This window comes from Virgibacillus phasianinus, assembly GCF_002216775.1.
Classification (GTDB): Bacteria; Bacillota; Bacilli; order Bacillales; family Amphibacillaceae; genus Virgibacillus_F; species Virgibacillus_F phasianinus.
Window position 1 is genome coordinate 1,371,377 of the sequence record NZ_CP022315.1, and the last position, 17,007, is coordinate 1,388,383.

Annotated in this window: 15 protein-coding genes and 1 pseudogene; 8 read left to right on the forward strand and 8 right to left on the reverse strand. The window is 39.9% G+C overall.

All coding sequences use genetic code 11. The features are described from left to right. Nucleotides 1-2: 2 nt before the first annotated feature. The 4 genes from CFK37_RS07065 to CFK37_RS07080 form a co-directional block, all read right to left on the reverse strand. Nucleotides 3-368 carry a VOC family protein gene (locus tag CFK37_RS07065; RefSeq protein WP_089061195.1) on the reverse strand — a complete coding sequence of 122 codons (366 nt, stop codon included), beginning with the start codon at nucleotides 366-368 and terminating at the stop codon, nucleotides 3-5. Nucleotides 369-438: 70 nt separating this feature from the next. After that, complete coding sequence (locus tag CFK37_RS07070) at nucleotides 439-750, reverse strand: DMT family transporter (protein WP_089061196.1); 312 nt, start codon at nucleotides 748-750, stop codon at nucleotides 439-441. Next, nucleotides 750-1,067, reverse strand: a complete 318-nt coding sequence (locus CFK37_RS07075; RefSeq protein WP_089061197.1) for a DMT family transporter — start codon at nucleotides 1,065-1,067, stop codon at nucleotides 750-752. Before CFK37_RS07075 ends, CFK37_RS07070 begins: the two co-directional genes overlap by 1 nt. Before the next feature lie 51 nt (nucleotides 1,068-1,118). Then, nucleotides 1,119-1,703, reverse strand: a complete 585-nt coding sequence (locus tag CFK37_RS07080) for a TetR/AcrR family transcriptional regulator (RefSeq protein ID WP_089061198.1) — start codon at nucleotides 1,701-1,703, stop codon at nucleotides 1,119-1,121. A 145-nt stretch (nucleotides 1,704-1,848) separates the two neighbouring features. Here CFK37_RS07080 and CFK37_RS07085 point away from each other — a divergent pair, with 145 nt between their 5' ends. Then, nucleotides 1,849-3,879 carry a catalase gene (locus CFK37_RS07085; RefSeq protein WP_089061199.1) on the forward strand — a complete coding sequence of 677 codons (2,031 nt, stop codon included), beginning with the start codon at nucleotides 1,849-1,851 and terminating at the stop codon, nucleotides 3,877-3,879. A gap of 351 nt (nucleotides 3,880-4,230) precedes the next feature. Here CFK37_RS07085 and CFK37_RS20375 read toward each other — a convergent pair. Beyond that, nucleotides 4,231-4,385, reverse strand: a pseudogene (locus CFK37_RS20375) (MFS transporter); the annotation flags it as partial. Nucleotides 4,386-4,753: 368 nt separating this feature from the next. Here CFK37_RS20375 and CFK37_RS07090 point away from each other — a divergent pair. The 3 genes from CFK37_RS07090 to CFK37_RS07100 all read left to right on the forward strand — a co-directional run bounded on the left by CFK37_RS07090 (nucleotide 4,754) and on the right by CFK37_RS07100 (nucleotide 7,791). Then, nucleotides 4,754-5,935, forward strand: coding sequence for a ParM/StbA family protein (locus tag CFK37_RS07090; RefSeq protein WP_089061200.1), 1,182 nt, complete (start codon nucleotides 4,754-4,756; stop codon nucleotides 5,933-5,935). Between the two features lie 9 nt (nucleotides 5,936-5,944). Beyond that, a complete protein-coding gene (locus CFK37_RS07095; protein WP_089061201.1) occupies nucleotides 5,945-6,493 on the forward strand; it encodes a hypothetical protein in 549 nt (182 codons plus the stop codon). A 251-nt stretch (nucleotides 6,494-6,744) separates the two neighbouring features. Next, nucleotides 6,745-7,791, forward strand: a complete 1,047-nt coding sequence (locus CFK37_RS07100; RefSeq protein WP_089061202.1) for a MerR family transcriptional regulator — start codon at nucleotides 6,745-6,747, stop codon at nucleotides 7,789-7,791. Here the strand turns inward: CFK37_RS07100 and CFK37_RS07105 are convergent. Together CFK37_RS07105 and CFK37_RS07110 are read right to left on the reverse strand one after the other, a co-directional pair. Continuing rightward, on the reverse strand, nucleotides 7,772-8,923 hold the full coding sequence (locus CFK37_RS07105; RefSeq protein WP_089061203.1) for a hypothetical protein: 1,152 nt from the start codon (nucleotides 8,921-8,923) through the stop codon (nucleotides 7,772-7,774). The genes CFK37_RS07100 and CFK37_RS07105 overlap by 20 nt on opposite strands. 2 nt (nucleotides 8,924-8,925) lie before the next feature. Beyond that, a complete protein-coding gene (locus tag CFK37_RS07110) occupies nucleotides 8,926-10,347 on the reverse strand; it encodes a Na+/H+ antiporter NhaC family protein (RefSeq protein ID WP_172840467.1) in 1,422 nt (473 codons plus the stop codon). Nucleotides 10,348-10,510: 163 nt separating this feature from the next. Between CFK37_RS07110 and CFK37_RS07115 the strand changes: the two genes are divergently transcribed. The 4 genes from CFK37_RS07115 to CFK37_RS07130 all read left to right on the forward strand — a co-directional run bounded on the left by CFK37_RS07115 (nucleotide 10,511) and on the right by CFK37_RS07130 (nucleotide 15,096). After that, on the forward strand, nucleotides 10,511-11,578 hold the full coding sequence (locus CFK37_RS07115; protein ID WP_089061204.1) for an AI-2E family transporter: 1,068 nt from the start codon (nucleotides 10,511-10,513) through the stop codon (nucleotides 11,576-11,578). 174 nt (nucleotides 11,579-11,752) lie between these two features. Then, the gene (locus CFK37_RS07120) at nucleotides 11,753-13,261 is read left to right on the forward strand and encodes a Mur ligase family protein (RefSeq protein ID WP_089061205.1); all 1,509 of its coding nucleotides are present in this window, start codon (nucleotides 11,753-11,755) and stop codon (nucleotides 13,259-13,261) included. Nucleotides 13,262-13,309: 48 nt separating this feature from the next. After that, entirely contained in the window at nucleotides 13,310-14,794 is a 1,485-nt protein-coding gene (locus tag CFK37_RS07125) for a UDP-N-acetylmuramoyl-L-alanyl-D-glutamate--2,6-diaminopimelate ligase (protein WP_089061206.1), read from the forward strand. 101 nt (nucleotides 14,795-14,895) lie between these two features. Next, nucleotides 14,896-15,096, forward strand: coding sequence for a hypothetical protein (locus CFK37_RS07130; protein ID WP_089061207.1), 201 nt, complete (start codon nucleotides 14,896-14,898; stop codon nucleotides 15,094-15,096). 154 nt (nucleotides 15,097-15,250) lie between these two features. Here the strand turns inward: CFK37_RS07130 and CFK37_RS07135 are convergent, their stop codons facing one another. Continuing rightward, a complete protein-coding gene (locus tag CFK37_RS07135; protein WP_089061208.1) occupies nucleotides 15,251-16,894 on the reverse strand; it encodes a BCCT family transporter in 1,644 nt (547 codons plus the stop codon). Nucleotides 16,895-17,007: the final 113 nt, after the last annotated feature.

The following is a 17,007-nucleotide window of genomic DNA, read 5'->3' on the forward strand; positions in this document are numbered from 1 at the left end:
TGTTAACTTGCAAATTCACTTATCAATGCATGTGTATTATCTTCTGAGTCTTTGAAAAACGCCATCCATGTCTCGGTGTTCCCGGCTTTAGTTATCAGATGCGGCTCATTGATAAATGAAATCCCTCTTTCCGTGAGTTCTTGATATGACCCCTGAATGTCATCAACCTGAAAGTAAATTACAGAACTTGGGTGTGCGAACTCTTCTTTTTCGGGCAGACTTAACATAAGCCTTACCCCGTCACAATCGAAAAAGGCCATACCTTCCGTGTTAAACAAAAACGAGAGGCTCAATAAGTCCTTGTAAAAATGCATAGCACGTTCTATATTTTTTACTGGCACACCGATTTGACCAATTTTATTCATCATTTATCACTCCTGGAATTTAATTTTCTTTTCTAATCTATTCTTCATATAAAGTTAAATTCCTGCCACTGGCCTAATTTAACTTTAGACCAGCAATACCAATTACTATCAAGCTAAGGCATATTACCTGTGGTAAATAAATTTTTTCTTTAAACCAGAAGTAGCTGACCAAGGTAATACCAACACTTCCCATTCCAGTCCAGACCGCATAAGCCACTCCAGGCGTTATGGACTTCATCGCAATCGCCATACAGGTAAAGGAGAGCGCGTAACCTAATACAATGATGAAGACCGGCCACTTTTTCCTGTATTCATGTACATATTTTAACAGACTTACCGAGATAACTTCCTCGGTCCCGGCAATCATTAATAGGATCCATGCCATTATTTGTCACCTTCTTTAGTAGTAAATTTCATACCAAGAACTCCAATTACCAATAGCATAAAGAAAAATAGTTGCTTTATGGAAAATGGCTCCCCACTTAGTATTCCAAAAAGATACGTGCCAATTGTTCCGATACCAACAAATACAGTGTAGGCCACAGCCACTGAGAGGGTACGGAAGGTTAATGTGACCAGCCAGAAGCTAATAACCATTAAACCTGCTACCAGTACCCAATCAAATAATGAATCCGCATACCCTAGGAAAGTGGCCCAGCATACCTCTAAAACACCAGCAATTATGATTAAAATCCAGTTCATGTTAAACACCTCACTAAAATGAATGAATGTCATTCATTTTAAAAATAAAAATTAAACCAATGCCCGTTTTATAAAATTAAAAAGTTCTTTTTTGAGATCTTCATGGCTATCAACCCCAGTGATACTATTTGTTAGATACATACGGTCTGCGGTTTGTTCGATCGTGTTAATGATGATGCGTACGCTAAATTCAATTTTGGTATCCTGGGCTATTTCATTCTGCTCTTTAGCCTGCAGCAAGTGCTTCTCCATCCAGTTGTAGTATGGCGTATACATCTCTTCCCACTTTCCAAAAGAATGCCCGTAGGCTTGACCTGAATAGCACAATGCAATAATTGCTTTATACTTCTTCGTATTTTCAAATGTCACATCAATCATCTTTTTCAGTTTTTCATCAATGGACATAGAATCCCTAACATAGTCTGTAAGCATGTCATTTGTGATGGTCAGTAGTTCCTCAGCTATTGCGGGAACTAGGTCATTTTTTGATTTGAAATATAAATAAAATGTGCCCTGTGCTACGTTTGCACGTTTTACAATGTCTGAAATAGACGTGTTTTCAAAACCTTTTTCCTCAATTATATGAAATGCTGCCTCAAGAATTGCGTCATATTTTTCCTGCTTTTTTACACGCATTTGTGTCACCTCGTATATAAGTGAATATTATTCATTTTAGCATTACCATGGTAATTAATCAAGAAACAAATAGTTTGTGTAGCCAAGTTCAAGGGAATAAAGGAGTAGAAACATTAAATATTATTCAAAGGGAGGAACTTTCCAAATGAGCAAGAACAAAAAAAATGAACAGCTGGATCAGTTTCGAGCGGAGGATAAAGATAAAAAAATGACAACGAATCAGGGGCTGAATGTCTCTGAGGATGAATTTTCCCTAAAAGCAGGGGAACGTGGTCCAACACTTATGGAGGACTTTCATTTTCGTGAAAAGATGACTCACTTTGACCATGAACGGATTCCCGAGCGTATTGTACATGCTAGGGGATACGCAGCACATGGTGAATTTGAACTATATGAATCTATGAAAGAGTATACAAAAGCCGGATTTTTACAGGATCCAGCAAAAAAAACACCTGTTTTTGTGCGGTTCTCAACGGTTGCCGGATCACGGGGGTCTGGCGAGCTAGCCCGTGATGCACGTGGTTTTGCAACGAAATTCTATACGGAGGAAGGAAATTATGACTTGGTAGGGAATAATATTCCAGTATTTTTTATCCAGGATGCTATGAAGTTCCCGGACTTGGTTCATGCACTTAAACCAGAGCCTCATAACGAAATTCCGCAGGCTGCCTCTGCCCATGATACGTTTTGGGATTTCGTTGCAAACAATCAAGAAGCTGCACATATGGTGATGTGGGCAATGTCTGACCGGGCAATACCAAGAAGCTTTCGCATGATGGAAGGGTTTGGTGTTCACACATTCCGCTTTGTAAATGATCAAGGTAAAGCACACTTTGTGAAATTCCACTGGAAACCAATGCTTGGAACTCATTCGGTGGTATGGGATGAAGCACAAAAAATTAATGGGAAAAACCCTGACTTTCACCGTGCCGATATGTTTGAGGCAATTGAAAGTGGAAATTACCCTGAATATGAATTGGGTGCGCAAATTATAGATGAATCAGATGAATTTAAGTTCGACTTTGATATTTTAGATCCAACTAAATTGTGGCCGGAAGAAGATGTACCGGTTAAAATCATTGGTAAAATGACGCTTAACCGTAATGTGGATAATGTATTTGCTGAAACAGAACAGGTTGCCTTCCATCCGGGCCATGTAGTACCAGGTATCGACTTTACAAATGATCCATTGCTGCAGGGCCGGTTATTCTCCTATACGGATACACAATTAAGCCGGTTAGGTGGCCCGAACTTTCATGAACTTCCAATTAATCGACCTGTTTGTCCGTTTCACAATAATCAACGGGATGGTATAGCCAGACAAACGATTAATCAAGGGCAGGTAAGCTATCATAATAATTCTTTAGCTGGAAATACGCCTGCACCCTCAAGTTGGGAAGAGGGCGGTTATGTCCATTATCAGGAAAAGGTGGAAGGACGTAAAGTTCGTGCACGCAGTGAAAGTTTTAAGGACCATTTCTCGCAGGCTACCTTGTTTTGGAATAGCATGAGTGATGCCGAACGAGAACATATAAAGGCTGCTTTCAGTTTTGAACTAGGAAAAGTAGAAAGTGAATCAGTGCAACAGCAAGTTGTTGATATGTTTGCTAATGTAAGTATGGAACTAGCAAAGCCAGTTGCTGATGCAATCGGTGTTATGCCCCCTGAAAAAGGTGAATCAGATGTAATCAAGTCATCACCTGCGTTAAGTCAGGAAAACACCAGTAAAAAGGCAGCAACCCGGAAAGTTGCTGTGTTGTTAGGCGACGGTTTTAAGGGCAGTGAAGTATCTGAAGTATTGAACACACTTAAAGCGGATGGCGCAGTTCCCGAAATTGTTAGTGAAAAGCTTGGTATGGTAACAGGAGATGATGGGAATATAGTGGATGTGGATCATACATTCCTTACAGGAGAATCTGTATTATTTGATGCCATATATGTAGTCGGTGGTGAAAATGTAAGTGGAAAATTCCATAGAGAAACAGCCTATTTCATAAATGAAGCATTTTCCCACTTTAAACCGATTGGCGGTACACATGAAGGTAAAAAATGGCTCGAAGCGAGCGGTAAAGCAAAAAGTACTGGTGTAATCGTTGATGATGATATGAAAGAATTTGCCACTAGTTTTGTTAAGGCTATTGCTGCCCATCGGTTCTGGGATCGTGTAATTGAATAAATGTGTGAGATAGCGAGGGACATCCCTCGCTTATTCTTTTGTCTGTTTTATAATGATAAATTTAACTTTATATTCTAGGGTCCTGGATAAAATCGGTCTGCAGGTTGAGGAAAATTCATGCTGATAGCTGTTATGGAGTATTCAATTTCTGCCTATACTTGAACTATCAAGGAAATAGGGAGGGATTCCTACATGATGAATATATATGAGTTACAAACTATTATTGAAAGCCGCCGCATACGGTAACCAAAATACGAATAACGAGGAGTTTTTCTTTTGGATAAGAATAGCCGTTTTTGAAGCCCCTTCCAATTAGGTGTTAGGGAGGGGCTTTATAAGTTCTAACGTATTTCCTAAGCCAATTCCACCGATAACGCCATAAAATAGGTGAAGTAACAACAATGATTCCAATTCAGTTACTAGTCCGTAACCGGCAACCCCAACGCAAAAGAAGGCTGCTGCTAACATTGCAGTTTCCTTGGTCCCTGTTTTTCGACAAATTCCCCATGTAAGTATAAGTCTCCATTCTTTAAAGTTAATTGTAAACCACTAATTGTATGTGAACGTTTTGTGACTTCACACTAGACAATTATAATTTTCCCAAAATTCAAATGGACATTTATAACAGACAAAAAAGGAAATATATGGTTAAATTTAAATGTACACAAAAATGAATACTTGTAAACAAAATGTACACAAAAAGAATACAAACAAGTTTGCAAGTAAACAAATATGTGTACATGTTGATTTGACAACGAACACAAAAGCGTAAACATGTATACGAAAAAGAATACGAAAAAAGACCGATTGCCTATTTATGGAGGATAATTTATTATTAGTAGTGTAGTAACTTTTGAAAGGAGATTGATAGTTAATGAGTAAATCTAGAATTGCTGCGGTAGATGTAGGAAATGATGCATTGAAGGCTAACTTTGGAAAACTAGAAAACGAATTGTATATACCAAATGTAATCGCGCGTGATATGGAAGACCGTCCTGTTATTGGAATCGAGGAACTTGATGAAAAGGAACCACTGGACAATATACATATACGCGTCCACTCCCCTGCCCTGGAGGAGAATAATGCTGTTTATCGTGTTGGTAATCTAGCAACAAAGACAAATAACTCAACAGAGCTTGATCCAGGTAGCAGTAAATCAGAGGAAGATCAAACTGTCGTTATGTTAATTGCTTCATTGGCATTGGATGCTGTTAGTAACGGAGATTTTAAATCTGGCAAGAATGATGTCATTGATGCAAATTACACACTTGGGACAGGCCTTCCGCTTCGTGAAGTAAAAGAAGGGAAAGATGTCGGATATCGTTCACAGCTGTTAGGGTCAGTTCATCAAGTGGAATTCCTTGTTACTCCTAAATATCAAGGTAAAAAGGTAAACATTAAATTTGATGAAGTGAAAATATATCCTGAGGGCTTCGCGGCATATGTCAACCTTATTATGGATAATGATAGAAACATCATTAATAAGGATCTAATTGACAAACAAATTTTGATTCAGGATATCGGCGGCCTTTCAACAGATATCGCTGTAATTCGCAACCGCAATGTCGACGATGATAAGGCACAAGGATTTAATTTAGGTGTCGCAGAGTCACTTGAAGAGATCCGCGAAGAAATCCGGACAAAACATGGCGTGGAGCTGGACAGCCGTCGTGACGTAGTGGATATTATCACACGTAAAAATGATCGGCACCATATCATGGTAAAAGGGAGCAGGACGAACGTACATGATATAACTGACCGTATTCTATTAGAATTAGCCAAAAAAGAGTACCGTTATTTACGTAATGTCTGGGCAAAAAATTCGCAATCAGAAATTTGCTATTTTGTAGGTGGCGGATCTGCAGTATTAAAAGACTATATAAAAGCCTTGAACAACAAACTTGATGGATTTAATATCGAATTCTTTGAGGATGAAAATGAAAGCATCTGGATGATGGCAAATGCTTATTACAAACTAATCTCAGATTTTGTTGCGAAATCAACAAAAGATGTAAAAGATACAAAGGAAGAAAAAACTGCAGAAAAAGCAAAGTAGGGTGATGGTATGTCAGATACTAAAAAAAGTATAGAGCGCGGACAATCAATCACGTTTCGTGTTCCATCCGATACACCAGACCATATTTTAAAGCTGTTGCAAAAGTTAAAGGAAACGGAGCGTAGGAATTTTTCCAGCAAAATTGCGCAGTATGTGCTGAAAGGGGTAAATGAGACATATTCAAGAGAACGTGAAACTCTAACAATCCCGCTGCCCAAACAATTGACAAAAGCGCAAAAAAGCTGGATTAAGCATGAGCATTCCGAAGCGTTGATTGGCACTATTTTATATCAACTGTTGAGCGATCCAATGCGCGCTACCTCACTCTTTTCTTCTCTGAATAATGGAATGAGCGGAATGGATGAATCCATTTACGAGATGGCCAGCAGTAATGCTAGTGAGCCGGAGCCACCGCAAAAAAGCGCCACAAGTGAAAGGCTCGGTGACATTAATCTCGATGATATGCAGGAAGACATACATGCTCAATCTGATGATGAAAAGGAAGTTGAACTTGACGATGATCCACTAGGTGACTTCTTTGCCAGCATGAATAAATAACCTTTAAGGTGCTGCCAGATTATTGGCAGCACCTTTTTAAAAGAGTAAGATATCATAAAAATTCTGCTCTTTAAAACATGGGTAACTGGCATCCATGAACAACTCTGGGGCTTAGCGGTGCGTATTTAGTTCTATTGTCCAACTGCTTAAGATTATTGGGTTTGAACAAGACACGCTTTTGCTTTTTTTAAAATAATTCTTTACATTGCCGTTACGTCAACGTTTATAGTGAATGCAAAGGAGATGGTTACATGCAAATTAAAGAGGTTGCCAGGCGTTTGAATACAACATCGAGATCAATCAGGTTTTATGAGGAGAAAGGATTGATTTACCCGGGAAAAGATAGCGAGAACGATTATAGAACATTCATGGAAAAAGATATTATTCGTATAAGTACTATTCTGGCGATGAGGGAAATTGGGATATCTGTAAAGGATATTGGCGAAATCCTGCAGAATCCTGATATGAGCATGAGGGATTATTTGAATCTTCAGCGGTCAGTGCTCTTTGAAAAATGGATAGAAATGAAGGACATGATAGAAACCATAGATGTAATGGTAGATCGTGTTAAGTCTGAAACATACGAAATTGAAGACATTTTTCTATTGGCGAAACATCTAAAGGGTCTGAAAAATGCAAGGGCGAACTGGAATGATAAATGGAACTTTGACAAACAGGCAGCAGGATATGACCGTAATTTAAAAATGTGCGGATATCGTTTTAATGTGCATCAGGATTATGAAAAAGCATTGAAAAAAGTGGTAGAAACTGTACAGTTTAATTCCGGAGATGTTTGCCTGGATATTGGTGCTGGAACAGGCAACCTTGGCTCAAAACTCTTATCGAAAAGTGTTAAAGTAATCGGGATAGACCAATCTGAAAAGATGCTTCAGATCTGCAATGGAAAGCATCCTGATATGGAAACACGCAAGGGCCATTTCCTGGCGTTACCGATATTGGATAGTCAGGCTGATGGCATAGTATCGAGCTATGCACTGCACCATCTGACAGATGAAGAAAAAGTGCTGGCATTTAAGGAAATGGATCGTGTATTAAAGGGTGAAGGACAAATTTGTATTGTGGACCTTATGTTCTTGCACAGAAATCATCGGGAACAGGTTATAAAGGGTTATCATGAATCGGGAAATACCGAGGCTATTGAGGCAATTGAAGATGAGTTTTATGCAGATCGCTCTGTATTAGTCGAATGGTTTATTGATCACAATTATCAGGTGAAAACGCATCAATTTAACGATATCCTAAGCATGATTTATGCGGTTAAGAGCGAAAAAAGTTGAATACTGATGGAACGGCCGTACGAAGCTCGATGACCATCGAGGGAGTACGGCCGATAAATCCCAACAACGGCCGATAAATCCCAACAACGGCCGATAAATCCCAACAACGGCCGATAAATCCCAACAACGGCCGATAAATCCCAACAACGGCCGATAAATCCCAACAACGGCCGATAAATCCCAACAACGGCCGATAAATCCCAACAACGGCCGATAAATCCCAACAACGGCCGATAAATCCCAACAACGGCCGATAAATCCCAACAACGGCCGATAAATCCCAACAACGGCCGATAAATCCCAACAACGGCCGATAAATCCCAACAACGGCCGATAAATCCCAACAACGGCCGATAAATCCCAACAACGGCCGATAAATCCCAACAACGGCCGATAAATCCCAACAACGGCCGATAAATCCCAACAACGGCCGATAAATCCCAACAACGGCCGATAAATCCCAACAACGGCCGATAAATCCCAACAACGGCCGATAAATCCCAACAACGGCCGATAAATCCCAACAACGGCCGATAAATCCCAACAACGGCCGATAAATCCCAACAACGGCCGATAAATCCCAACAACGGCCGATAAATCCCAACAACGGCCGATAAATCCCAACAACGGCCGATAAATCCCAACAACGGCCGATAAATCCAACAAAAAACAACGGCCGATAAATCCCAACAACGGCCGATAAATCCCAACAACGGCCGATAAATCCCAACAACGGCCGATAAATCCAACAACGGCCGATAAATCCCAACAACGGCCGATAAATCCCAACAACGGCCGATAAATCCCAACAACGGCCGATAAATCCCAACAACGGCCGATAAATCCCAACAACGGCCGATAAATCCCAACAACGGCCGATAAATCCCAACAACGGCCGATAAATCCCAACAACGGCCGATAAATCCCAACAACGGCCGATAAATCCCAACAACGGCCGATAAATCCCAACAACGGCCGATAAATCCCAACAACGGCCGATAAATCCCAACAACGGCCGATAAATCCCAACAACGGCCGATAAATCCCAACAACGGCCGATAAATCCCAACAACGGCCGATAAATCCCAACAACGGCCGATAAATCTTGGGCAACGGCCGTAATTCCCAACATAATCAGACAAAAAAGAATCCGGCACCAAGAAATAAAAGAACAGCTATGCCTGCACATATGGAAGCAAACTTCAATTTATATCGGGCATATTCCACTAGCGGCATATCCAGGATCGAGGCGGTTGTAATTGTAGTGTCTCCAAGTGGTGATGCAAGTGCGCCAAACGCTCCACTTGCAAATACTGCTCCGACTGTAAGAGCTAAAGAAGAATCGGTAACAGTGGCAAGTGTGATTCCGAGTGGCATAAATAATCCCCAGGTTCCCCATGATGATCCGATAAAGTAGGCAACAACTGCCCCAATCAAAAAGATGATTGCAGGAATAGTGAATGCTGGCAAAAAAGACCCGAGGGTGGAACTGATAAATTTAGAAAAACCAAGGTCTTCTGCAACAAGAGATAAGGACCAGACAAGCACTAACAAAATAATTGCCTGCATCAGGTTATTTCCGCCATCAAAAAAGTGATAAATTGTTTCGTTCAAGGACTGACGGCGCAGCATATAAAAGATAAATGTGATTACTAATGTCAGAAAGACGGCAAGTAACATCACAAAAGTTGCATCAGCCTGTGAAAATGCCTGAAAGATAGAGTCCGCACCTTTTTCGACACCGTCTTTCCATAAAAGGTATAAAGACAGGCCCAATAAGAGGAATAACGGTACAATTAGGTTCCAAGGCTGTGCTTTAACCATGGATAATTCTTTTTTACGACCTAGTTTATGATAATCAGGCTCATCGGTTTTTGCCTCTTTTTCTTGCTTTGGTTCCTCATCCTTTTTATTCGACTTCCAAAATGTTTGAACAAGGCCAAGTACTAGTGTTGTAATTGCAAAGAAATTAAAAGGAATACTTAGTAAAAAAATATGATAGGCTGATACATCAAGTCCATGTTTTTGAATCCCGCTTTCAACTAAGGAGATCATAAAACCGACGAACGCCGTTGCCACTGGTAACAGCACGATGACGGATTCAGTGGAAACATCCATTGTCAGTCCCACTTTTTGTTTAGAGAGCTTCATTTTTTCCATAATTGATTTAATTACTGGTCCAATCATCATAATCCGGAACATTGGCATCATAAATGTAAATGGAAGGGTAAGCCATATTAAGGTTAGCAGTCCACGCTGCGAATGTATTTTTTCTCCAATCCATTCGGAGAATCCTTTTATCCCGCCGGATATGGTCATCATGCCAACAAGGCCGCCGAATAAGTAAAGGAATGCGATAATTTGAATATTGGATTTGTCCGATAGGGTGGTTACGATATATGTAATTGTTTCGCGTGCACCGCCAAGAACATTAGCCTCAACAAGCAATGCTCCAACGACGAGTCCAAGAACCAATCCGGGCATAATCTTTTTTAACCATATTGACATGCCGATAACTATTAGAAAAGGTATTAATGACATCCATGCATTTTCCAAGATATTCAACTCCCAACACTGATACTTTTTCCTGGAAAGATGGTTTTCATTCACTTCCGTGTGATTTATCTATTATGCCGATTGCGCCATGAATTGCCGGTTTAGTATACTTGTAAAAAAGGTAAAGGGTAACAATGTAAAAACAATGAGGAAGGTGCTTTGAATGTGGATTAGACATTCGTTTTTTAAATATGCGACAGGAACATTAATCGTATTACTCTGTATTTACTTCCTCGGAAAAGTTGACTTTTTTCTTAACCCTTTTCAAAAGTTGGTTACGATTTTGTTCTTTCCGATTATCATCTCTGGTTTATTTTACTATATTTTAAGACCTGTGGTAGAACTGGTTGCTAAACAGAAATTTTTGAACCGTTCCGTGGCAATCATCGTTGTTTATGCCATTGCAGCACTATTGGTCTATTTATTCATCCAGTTCGTCGGTGGGAAAATTGTTGATCAGGCGCAGCAGCTGACAGATCAACTGCCGACAAAAGTAGAGAATACCGTTGAACAGACCAAAAGGCTGATTGAAAAAAATAATTTCGGGATGTTTTCTGTTGAAGAAATTAAACAAAAATCCATTACATTCCTAAGTGACCTTGCACAAACGATTGGCGATAACATTGCAGCCATCGTTGGCGCGATTACCAGTGTGGCGACCGTTCTTGTTTTGGTTCCGTTTATTCTCTTTTATTTTTTGAAGGATGGGCATAAATTGCTGCCGTATCTGTTAAATTTTATCCCCAAAAAACATATGGAAGAGGGAGAAGCAATTCTAAAGGATATTGACCGTACACTCGCGTCCTATATCCTTGGCCAGCTGACAGTAGGGTTGGTGGATGGAACATTAATGTATATCGGCTATTTGGTTATTGACCTGGATTATGCTCTGGTTCTCGCCTTGTTCGTGATAATTACGGCTGTTGTTCCGCTAATCGGTCCTGCTCTGGGTGTTTTACCAGCTATATTAATTGCATTAATTCAGGATCCAATAATGGTTGTGTATGTGCTCATTATTCTCTTCATTGTTCAGCAGCTGGAAGGTAATCTTGTCTCGCCAGCTGTGTTTGGTAAAAGGCTGCAACTGCATCCCTTAACAATCATATTATTGTTAGTCGTAGCTGGTGCGTTGTATGGATTTGTCGGTATTTTAATTGCCATTCCGCTATACGCCGTATTAAAGGTTACAATTAAAAACTTTTACAAACTTTACCGCTTGCGCAAATCATAATTGATAAGGGGTCTAAAATATTCATAGCATCAAATTTCATGTATAATAGTGGTAAATGAAAAGAACAAATAATGACTTTCAGATATGGTATGAAGTTATGCCGGCTGTGATAAGCTAGATGTAAAGTGGACAGCCTCTGGGACCGATTCTATTTTTGAAAAAAGGAGAATAAAGATGAAATTAGATCAATTGTTAAAGTCAATTGATGTCATCAATAATAGTGAGGTAGCTTCTATTGACATTGAAGGCGTCGCTTATCATTCACAAATGGTCTCTGACAATTACATGTTTGTTTGTGTGAAAGGAAGAGAAGTAGATGGGCATAGTTTCATATCAGATGCTGAGAAACGGGGCGCAAAGGTTGCTGTTGTAGAGGATTTGCAGGATGGTGTAAATATCCCGCAAATTGTGGTGAAAGACACAAGACAAGCCCTGGCGCAAATTGGAAGTAATTTCTACCATCAGCCTTCTAAACATTTAAAGATGATTGGAATCACTGCTACCAATGGAAAAACGAGCACGTCCTATATGACGAATGCCATTTTTGAAAATGCTGGCTTAAAGACAGGATTAATTGGCACTGTCACGGTAAAAATTGATGACCATTCCATCTCATCGAAACTTACTACTCCTGAATCATTGGATTTACAGTATTATTTAAATCAAATGGTAGAAAAGAATGTATCTCATGTAAGTATGGAGGTATCATCAGCTGCACTGGAGATGCAACGTGTTAACACTGTTCATTATGATATTGTAGCGCTTAACAATGTGAGCCGTGAACACATAGATACACATGGCTCTTTTGAGAGATACTTTGAAGTCAAGTCCAGTTTAATTCGTGATGCCGATGAGGAGAGCTTTGCAGTGCTGAATTTGGACAATCCTTATGCTGCCTCGCTGGTCGATCAAACAAAGGCCAAAGTGATAACTTTTGGCATTGAAAACAAGGATGGTCATATACATTGTAAAGGTATTGATTTAACAACTGGGAGAGCTACATTTAAAGTGGAGATTTTAAAACCGTTCAAAACGAGTATAAAGAAATTTCAACCAAGCACTTTTGATATTGCGTTAGATGTTCCCGGTTTGCATTCCGTTTACAATGCAATGGTTGCAATTACAATCGCCTTGTTGAGCGACATTCCAATTACAACCATTCAGCGAACACTTAAAGAATTCCTCGGGGTGCCAAGAAGATTTGAATTTATTTATGAAGATGAAATCAAGATAGTGGATGATCATTTCGCTAATCCGGGAAATATAAACGTTACTTTAGGAACCCTGCAGCAGATGGCTTATAACAATCTCCATATTGTATATGCCATTAGGGGCAGCAGGGGAGTTGTGATAAACAGGGAAAATGCGGAGGCGGTCGTTGAACATGCATCAAAACTTGGTCTCCATCAGATAACCGCAACAAAGAGCGTCTCCCATGTAACAGCTCAGGACGAGGTCACGGATAAGGAATTGGAAGTATTTTTGGATGTAATGGAACAAGCAAATATTAATGTTACGGTATTTGATGAACTCCCGAATGCAATACACCATGCTCTCGCTGATACGGCCAAAGATGACCTTGTATTATTGGCAGGTTGTCAAGGTATGGATTATGGAGCTGGAATTGCCTTGGGCCAATTATATAAAGAAAATGTTGCAGATAATAAAGGAACAATTCAGTAACAATAAGAACTAACGAAGCGGGAAAACCGCAAGTGAGGAGCTGAAACAATGTTATTATCCTCTGTAGTACAAGGACTCGAATGGAATAACATAGAAGGTAACTTGGATAGAAAGGTGGAGGCTATTGCCTACGACTCAAGGGATGTCGTGAACGACAGTCTATTTGTCGCAATTTCCGGCTTTGCTGTTGACGGCCATCAGTTTATTGCCAATGCAGTAGAACAAGGTGCAACAACCATTATTCTTGAAAAAGAAACGCCAGTGCGGGGGGATGTAACGGTAATAAAAGTTGAGAATTCACGGGATGCCCTGGCACGAATCTCAGCGAACTTTTACGGGAATCCTACTGAAAAGCTGAACCTGGTTGGAATAACTGGGACAAATGGCAAGACCTCCACAACATACTTTATAAAATCTATTTTTGAACAAGCAAAAAGGTCAACGGGGCTAATTGGTACAACAGGAACAATGATTGGTGATCAGCATATTAAAAATAAAAATACTACACCGGAATCATTGAATCTTCAACAGTTCTTCTCAAAAATGGCGGATACACAAACAGACAATTGCATTATGGAGGTTTCTTCACATGCGCTTAACCTAAGACGGGTTGCCTACAGTGACTTCAATATAGGGATTTTTACAAACCTGTCTCCAGATCATTTGGAATTGCATAAGGACATGGACGAGTATTTTGAAGCGAAGGCAATGCTGTTTGATCTAACAAAGGAATGCAATATTGTTAATGTGGACGATGAATATGGTAGAAGGCTTATCCAGCGAGTTAAGGATTATGGTACGGTTTTACTTACTTATGGTATCAATCAAAAAGCAGATATTTATCCTACAAATATCCGTTACTCATTTGATGGGACCACCTATACGGTAAACACTCCTTCGGGAAGTGCGGAAATTACCGTCAATTTGCCTGGTGATATCTATGTGTATAATAGTTTAGCTGCAATTGCCTGTGCATATGCGAGTGATATTTCTTTAGCTGAAATTCAGCAGGGAATATTGAAAGTGACAGGAATTAAAGGGAGAATGGAAACTGTTTATAAGGAACAAGATTACAAAGTGATTGTCGATTTCTCTCATACGGAAGCAGCTTTGGAAAAAGCATTGAATACATTGCGTCCCTTCGTTAAAGGCAAATTGGTACTAGTATTTGGCGTCTATGCAGATGAAAGTGATCAGGGAAAAGAAAAACGAGTTGGTATGAGTCACACTGCATCGAAATACGCTGATTTTTCTGTCGTAACATCCGATAATCCAAAGAAACATGATCAAATGTTGATTATTGACGAAATTGCTGCGGCGATGGATAGTTTTAATGGCCAGTATAAAGCTATTCCGGACCGTGAAGAGGCAATTAATTATGCGATTGAAGCCAGTGATAAAGATGATACAATCCTTATCGCTGGAAAAGGTCATGAAACCACACAAATAATTGGTGATCAGGAATTACCGTTTAATGAGAGGGAAATTGTTTTGAAGGCTTTGAAACGGAAAAAGCAAATTGTCCGATCATAGTAGCGAGTAAACAAAGTTTCTGCTTCTATACCCGCAAGGATTTGCATATTCTAAGTTAGAATGTAATAATCCGATTACTTTTTTGCGAAGGGGGAAGATGGATGAACCGTCAAAAGGATAAGCGATTCGATGAGTTTCTATCCGAATCCTTTAAGGATGGAGCCTGTGTTAGGGAATTACGTTTAACAAATGCTGAATTGCAGTATGTTCAGCTGAAATTCCCAAAATCAAAAGTAACAAAATTACCTGAGACTAGTGATCACTCCCCGAAGAAAATATGGTATGAAGTACGGATTAGGTAGTTCAAAATAGCTTGGACATAGACAAAAGACCGGATGCTCTATAGAGTATGCAGGTCTTTTGCTAAGTTATGCCTAGCTCCACCACTAGCAAAGAACCAACTGTGTTCACTGGCACAGTTGGTTCTTTGCTAGACGGGCGCTTGTACTTTTTTGATTATTTATCACGGTTTAAATCTTTGTCCTGGAAAGCTTCCAGAGCTGATCGTTTCTTGTTCTTTTGTCGTAACCGTTCCAGAATTTCTTTGCGGTTTATGTGAATCGTTGGTGGCTTGTAGCCTTTCGATTCTCTGAGGTCACTGTTTGATGCCTTCATAAATGACCATGCCAGCAGGAACATGATAAAGATCACTGGAAAACCAGCGACAATGCTGGCTGTTTGCAATGTTTCCAGGTCGCCGATGTACATGAGAACAAGTGGCAATAGACATAGTGTGAATGCCCAGAATAATCGATTCCATCTTAATGGCTCCGATTGAACTTCTTTTTGCACAACTGCTGCTAATATATAAGATGAGGAGTCAAACGTTGTTGCTAAGAATATCACCGCTAAAACGGTGAATGCAGTAACCATAAAAGATGCAATTGGTAACTCATGAAGAATGGCAATAATTGCTGCTGGTGTACCATTCTCATTCATAAATCCAATGACATCGAAACCACCGCTTAATTGCAAATACAGGCCAAAGTTACCCATAATTCCAAAGAAAAGAATACAGCCTATTGTTCCATAAATCATCGTACCGAGAATCATTTCCCGAATTGTTCTTCCGCGTGATATCCGCGCGACAAACAACCCGACAAAAGGTGCATATACAACCCACCAGGCCCAGTAAAATACAGTCCACGATTCAGGGAATCCCGTTTCAGTAAATCCTGCCAAATTCTGAAATGGTTCTAGCCACGTAGCCATGCGGAAGAAATTGTCCATAATCAGCCCAATGCTGGTTATCGTTGTTTCGCTTAAAAACAGCGTTGGTCCAAAAACAAAGATGAATAACAATACAAATATTGCTAGCCATAAATTGACATCACTTAATATTTTGATTCCCCGGCGTAAACCGGAGTAGGCGCTGATTGCGAAAATAATCGTACAAAGTAGCATGATTGCTGTTTTTAAACCAAGGGTGATTGGAAGCCCGGTTAGATCGTGAACGCCTGCTGCTATCATCGGTGTTCCTAGTGCTAATGTGGTTCCAGCGCCACCCATTAATCCAAACATAAAGAGAACATCTATTATAACACCAAGCGGCCCATCAACAAGTCTGCCTAAAACTGGACGTATTGCTTCACTAATTTTAAGTACAGGTTTTTTACGAACATAGTAAAAGTAAGCAATTGGCAATGCTGGCAAGGTGTAGATAGCCCAAGCAATCGGACCCCAATGAAACATCCCATAAGAAGAGGCCCACTGGATTGCTTTATCAGATCCGGGTTCAATTCCAAATGGCGGTCCTTGATAATAATAAGCCCACTCAATCATGCCCCAATATAGGATACTTGAGCCAATTCCTGCTGCGAACAACATTGCCGCCCAGGAAAAGGTTCCAAATTCTCTTTTATCTTCTGCATTTCCAAGCTTTATTTGTCCATTTTTGCTAAATGCTACAAAAATCAGGAATGCAAATGCCGATAATCCTACTAATAGGTACAGCATTCCAAAGTTGCCAGTCATAAAGTTATTAGCTTTATCTACAACTGATGCACCAGCTTCAGGAAAAAGAATCAGAGGTATGGATACAGCAAGAATTAAAAATAATGCTCCAATAAAAGTCGGCCAGTCAATAACGCTTTTTTTCATAAGGGAATTCAACCTTTCCGTCTTGAAAGTATTAGATGCAATAGTTTTTGTTAACTAGTTAAATACATACATGTTTGATAAAAAACAAAGAAAAAATGTAATTGCTGACTATT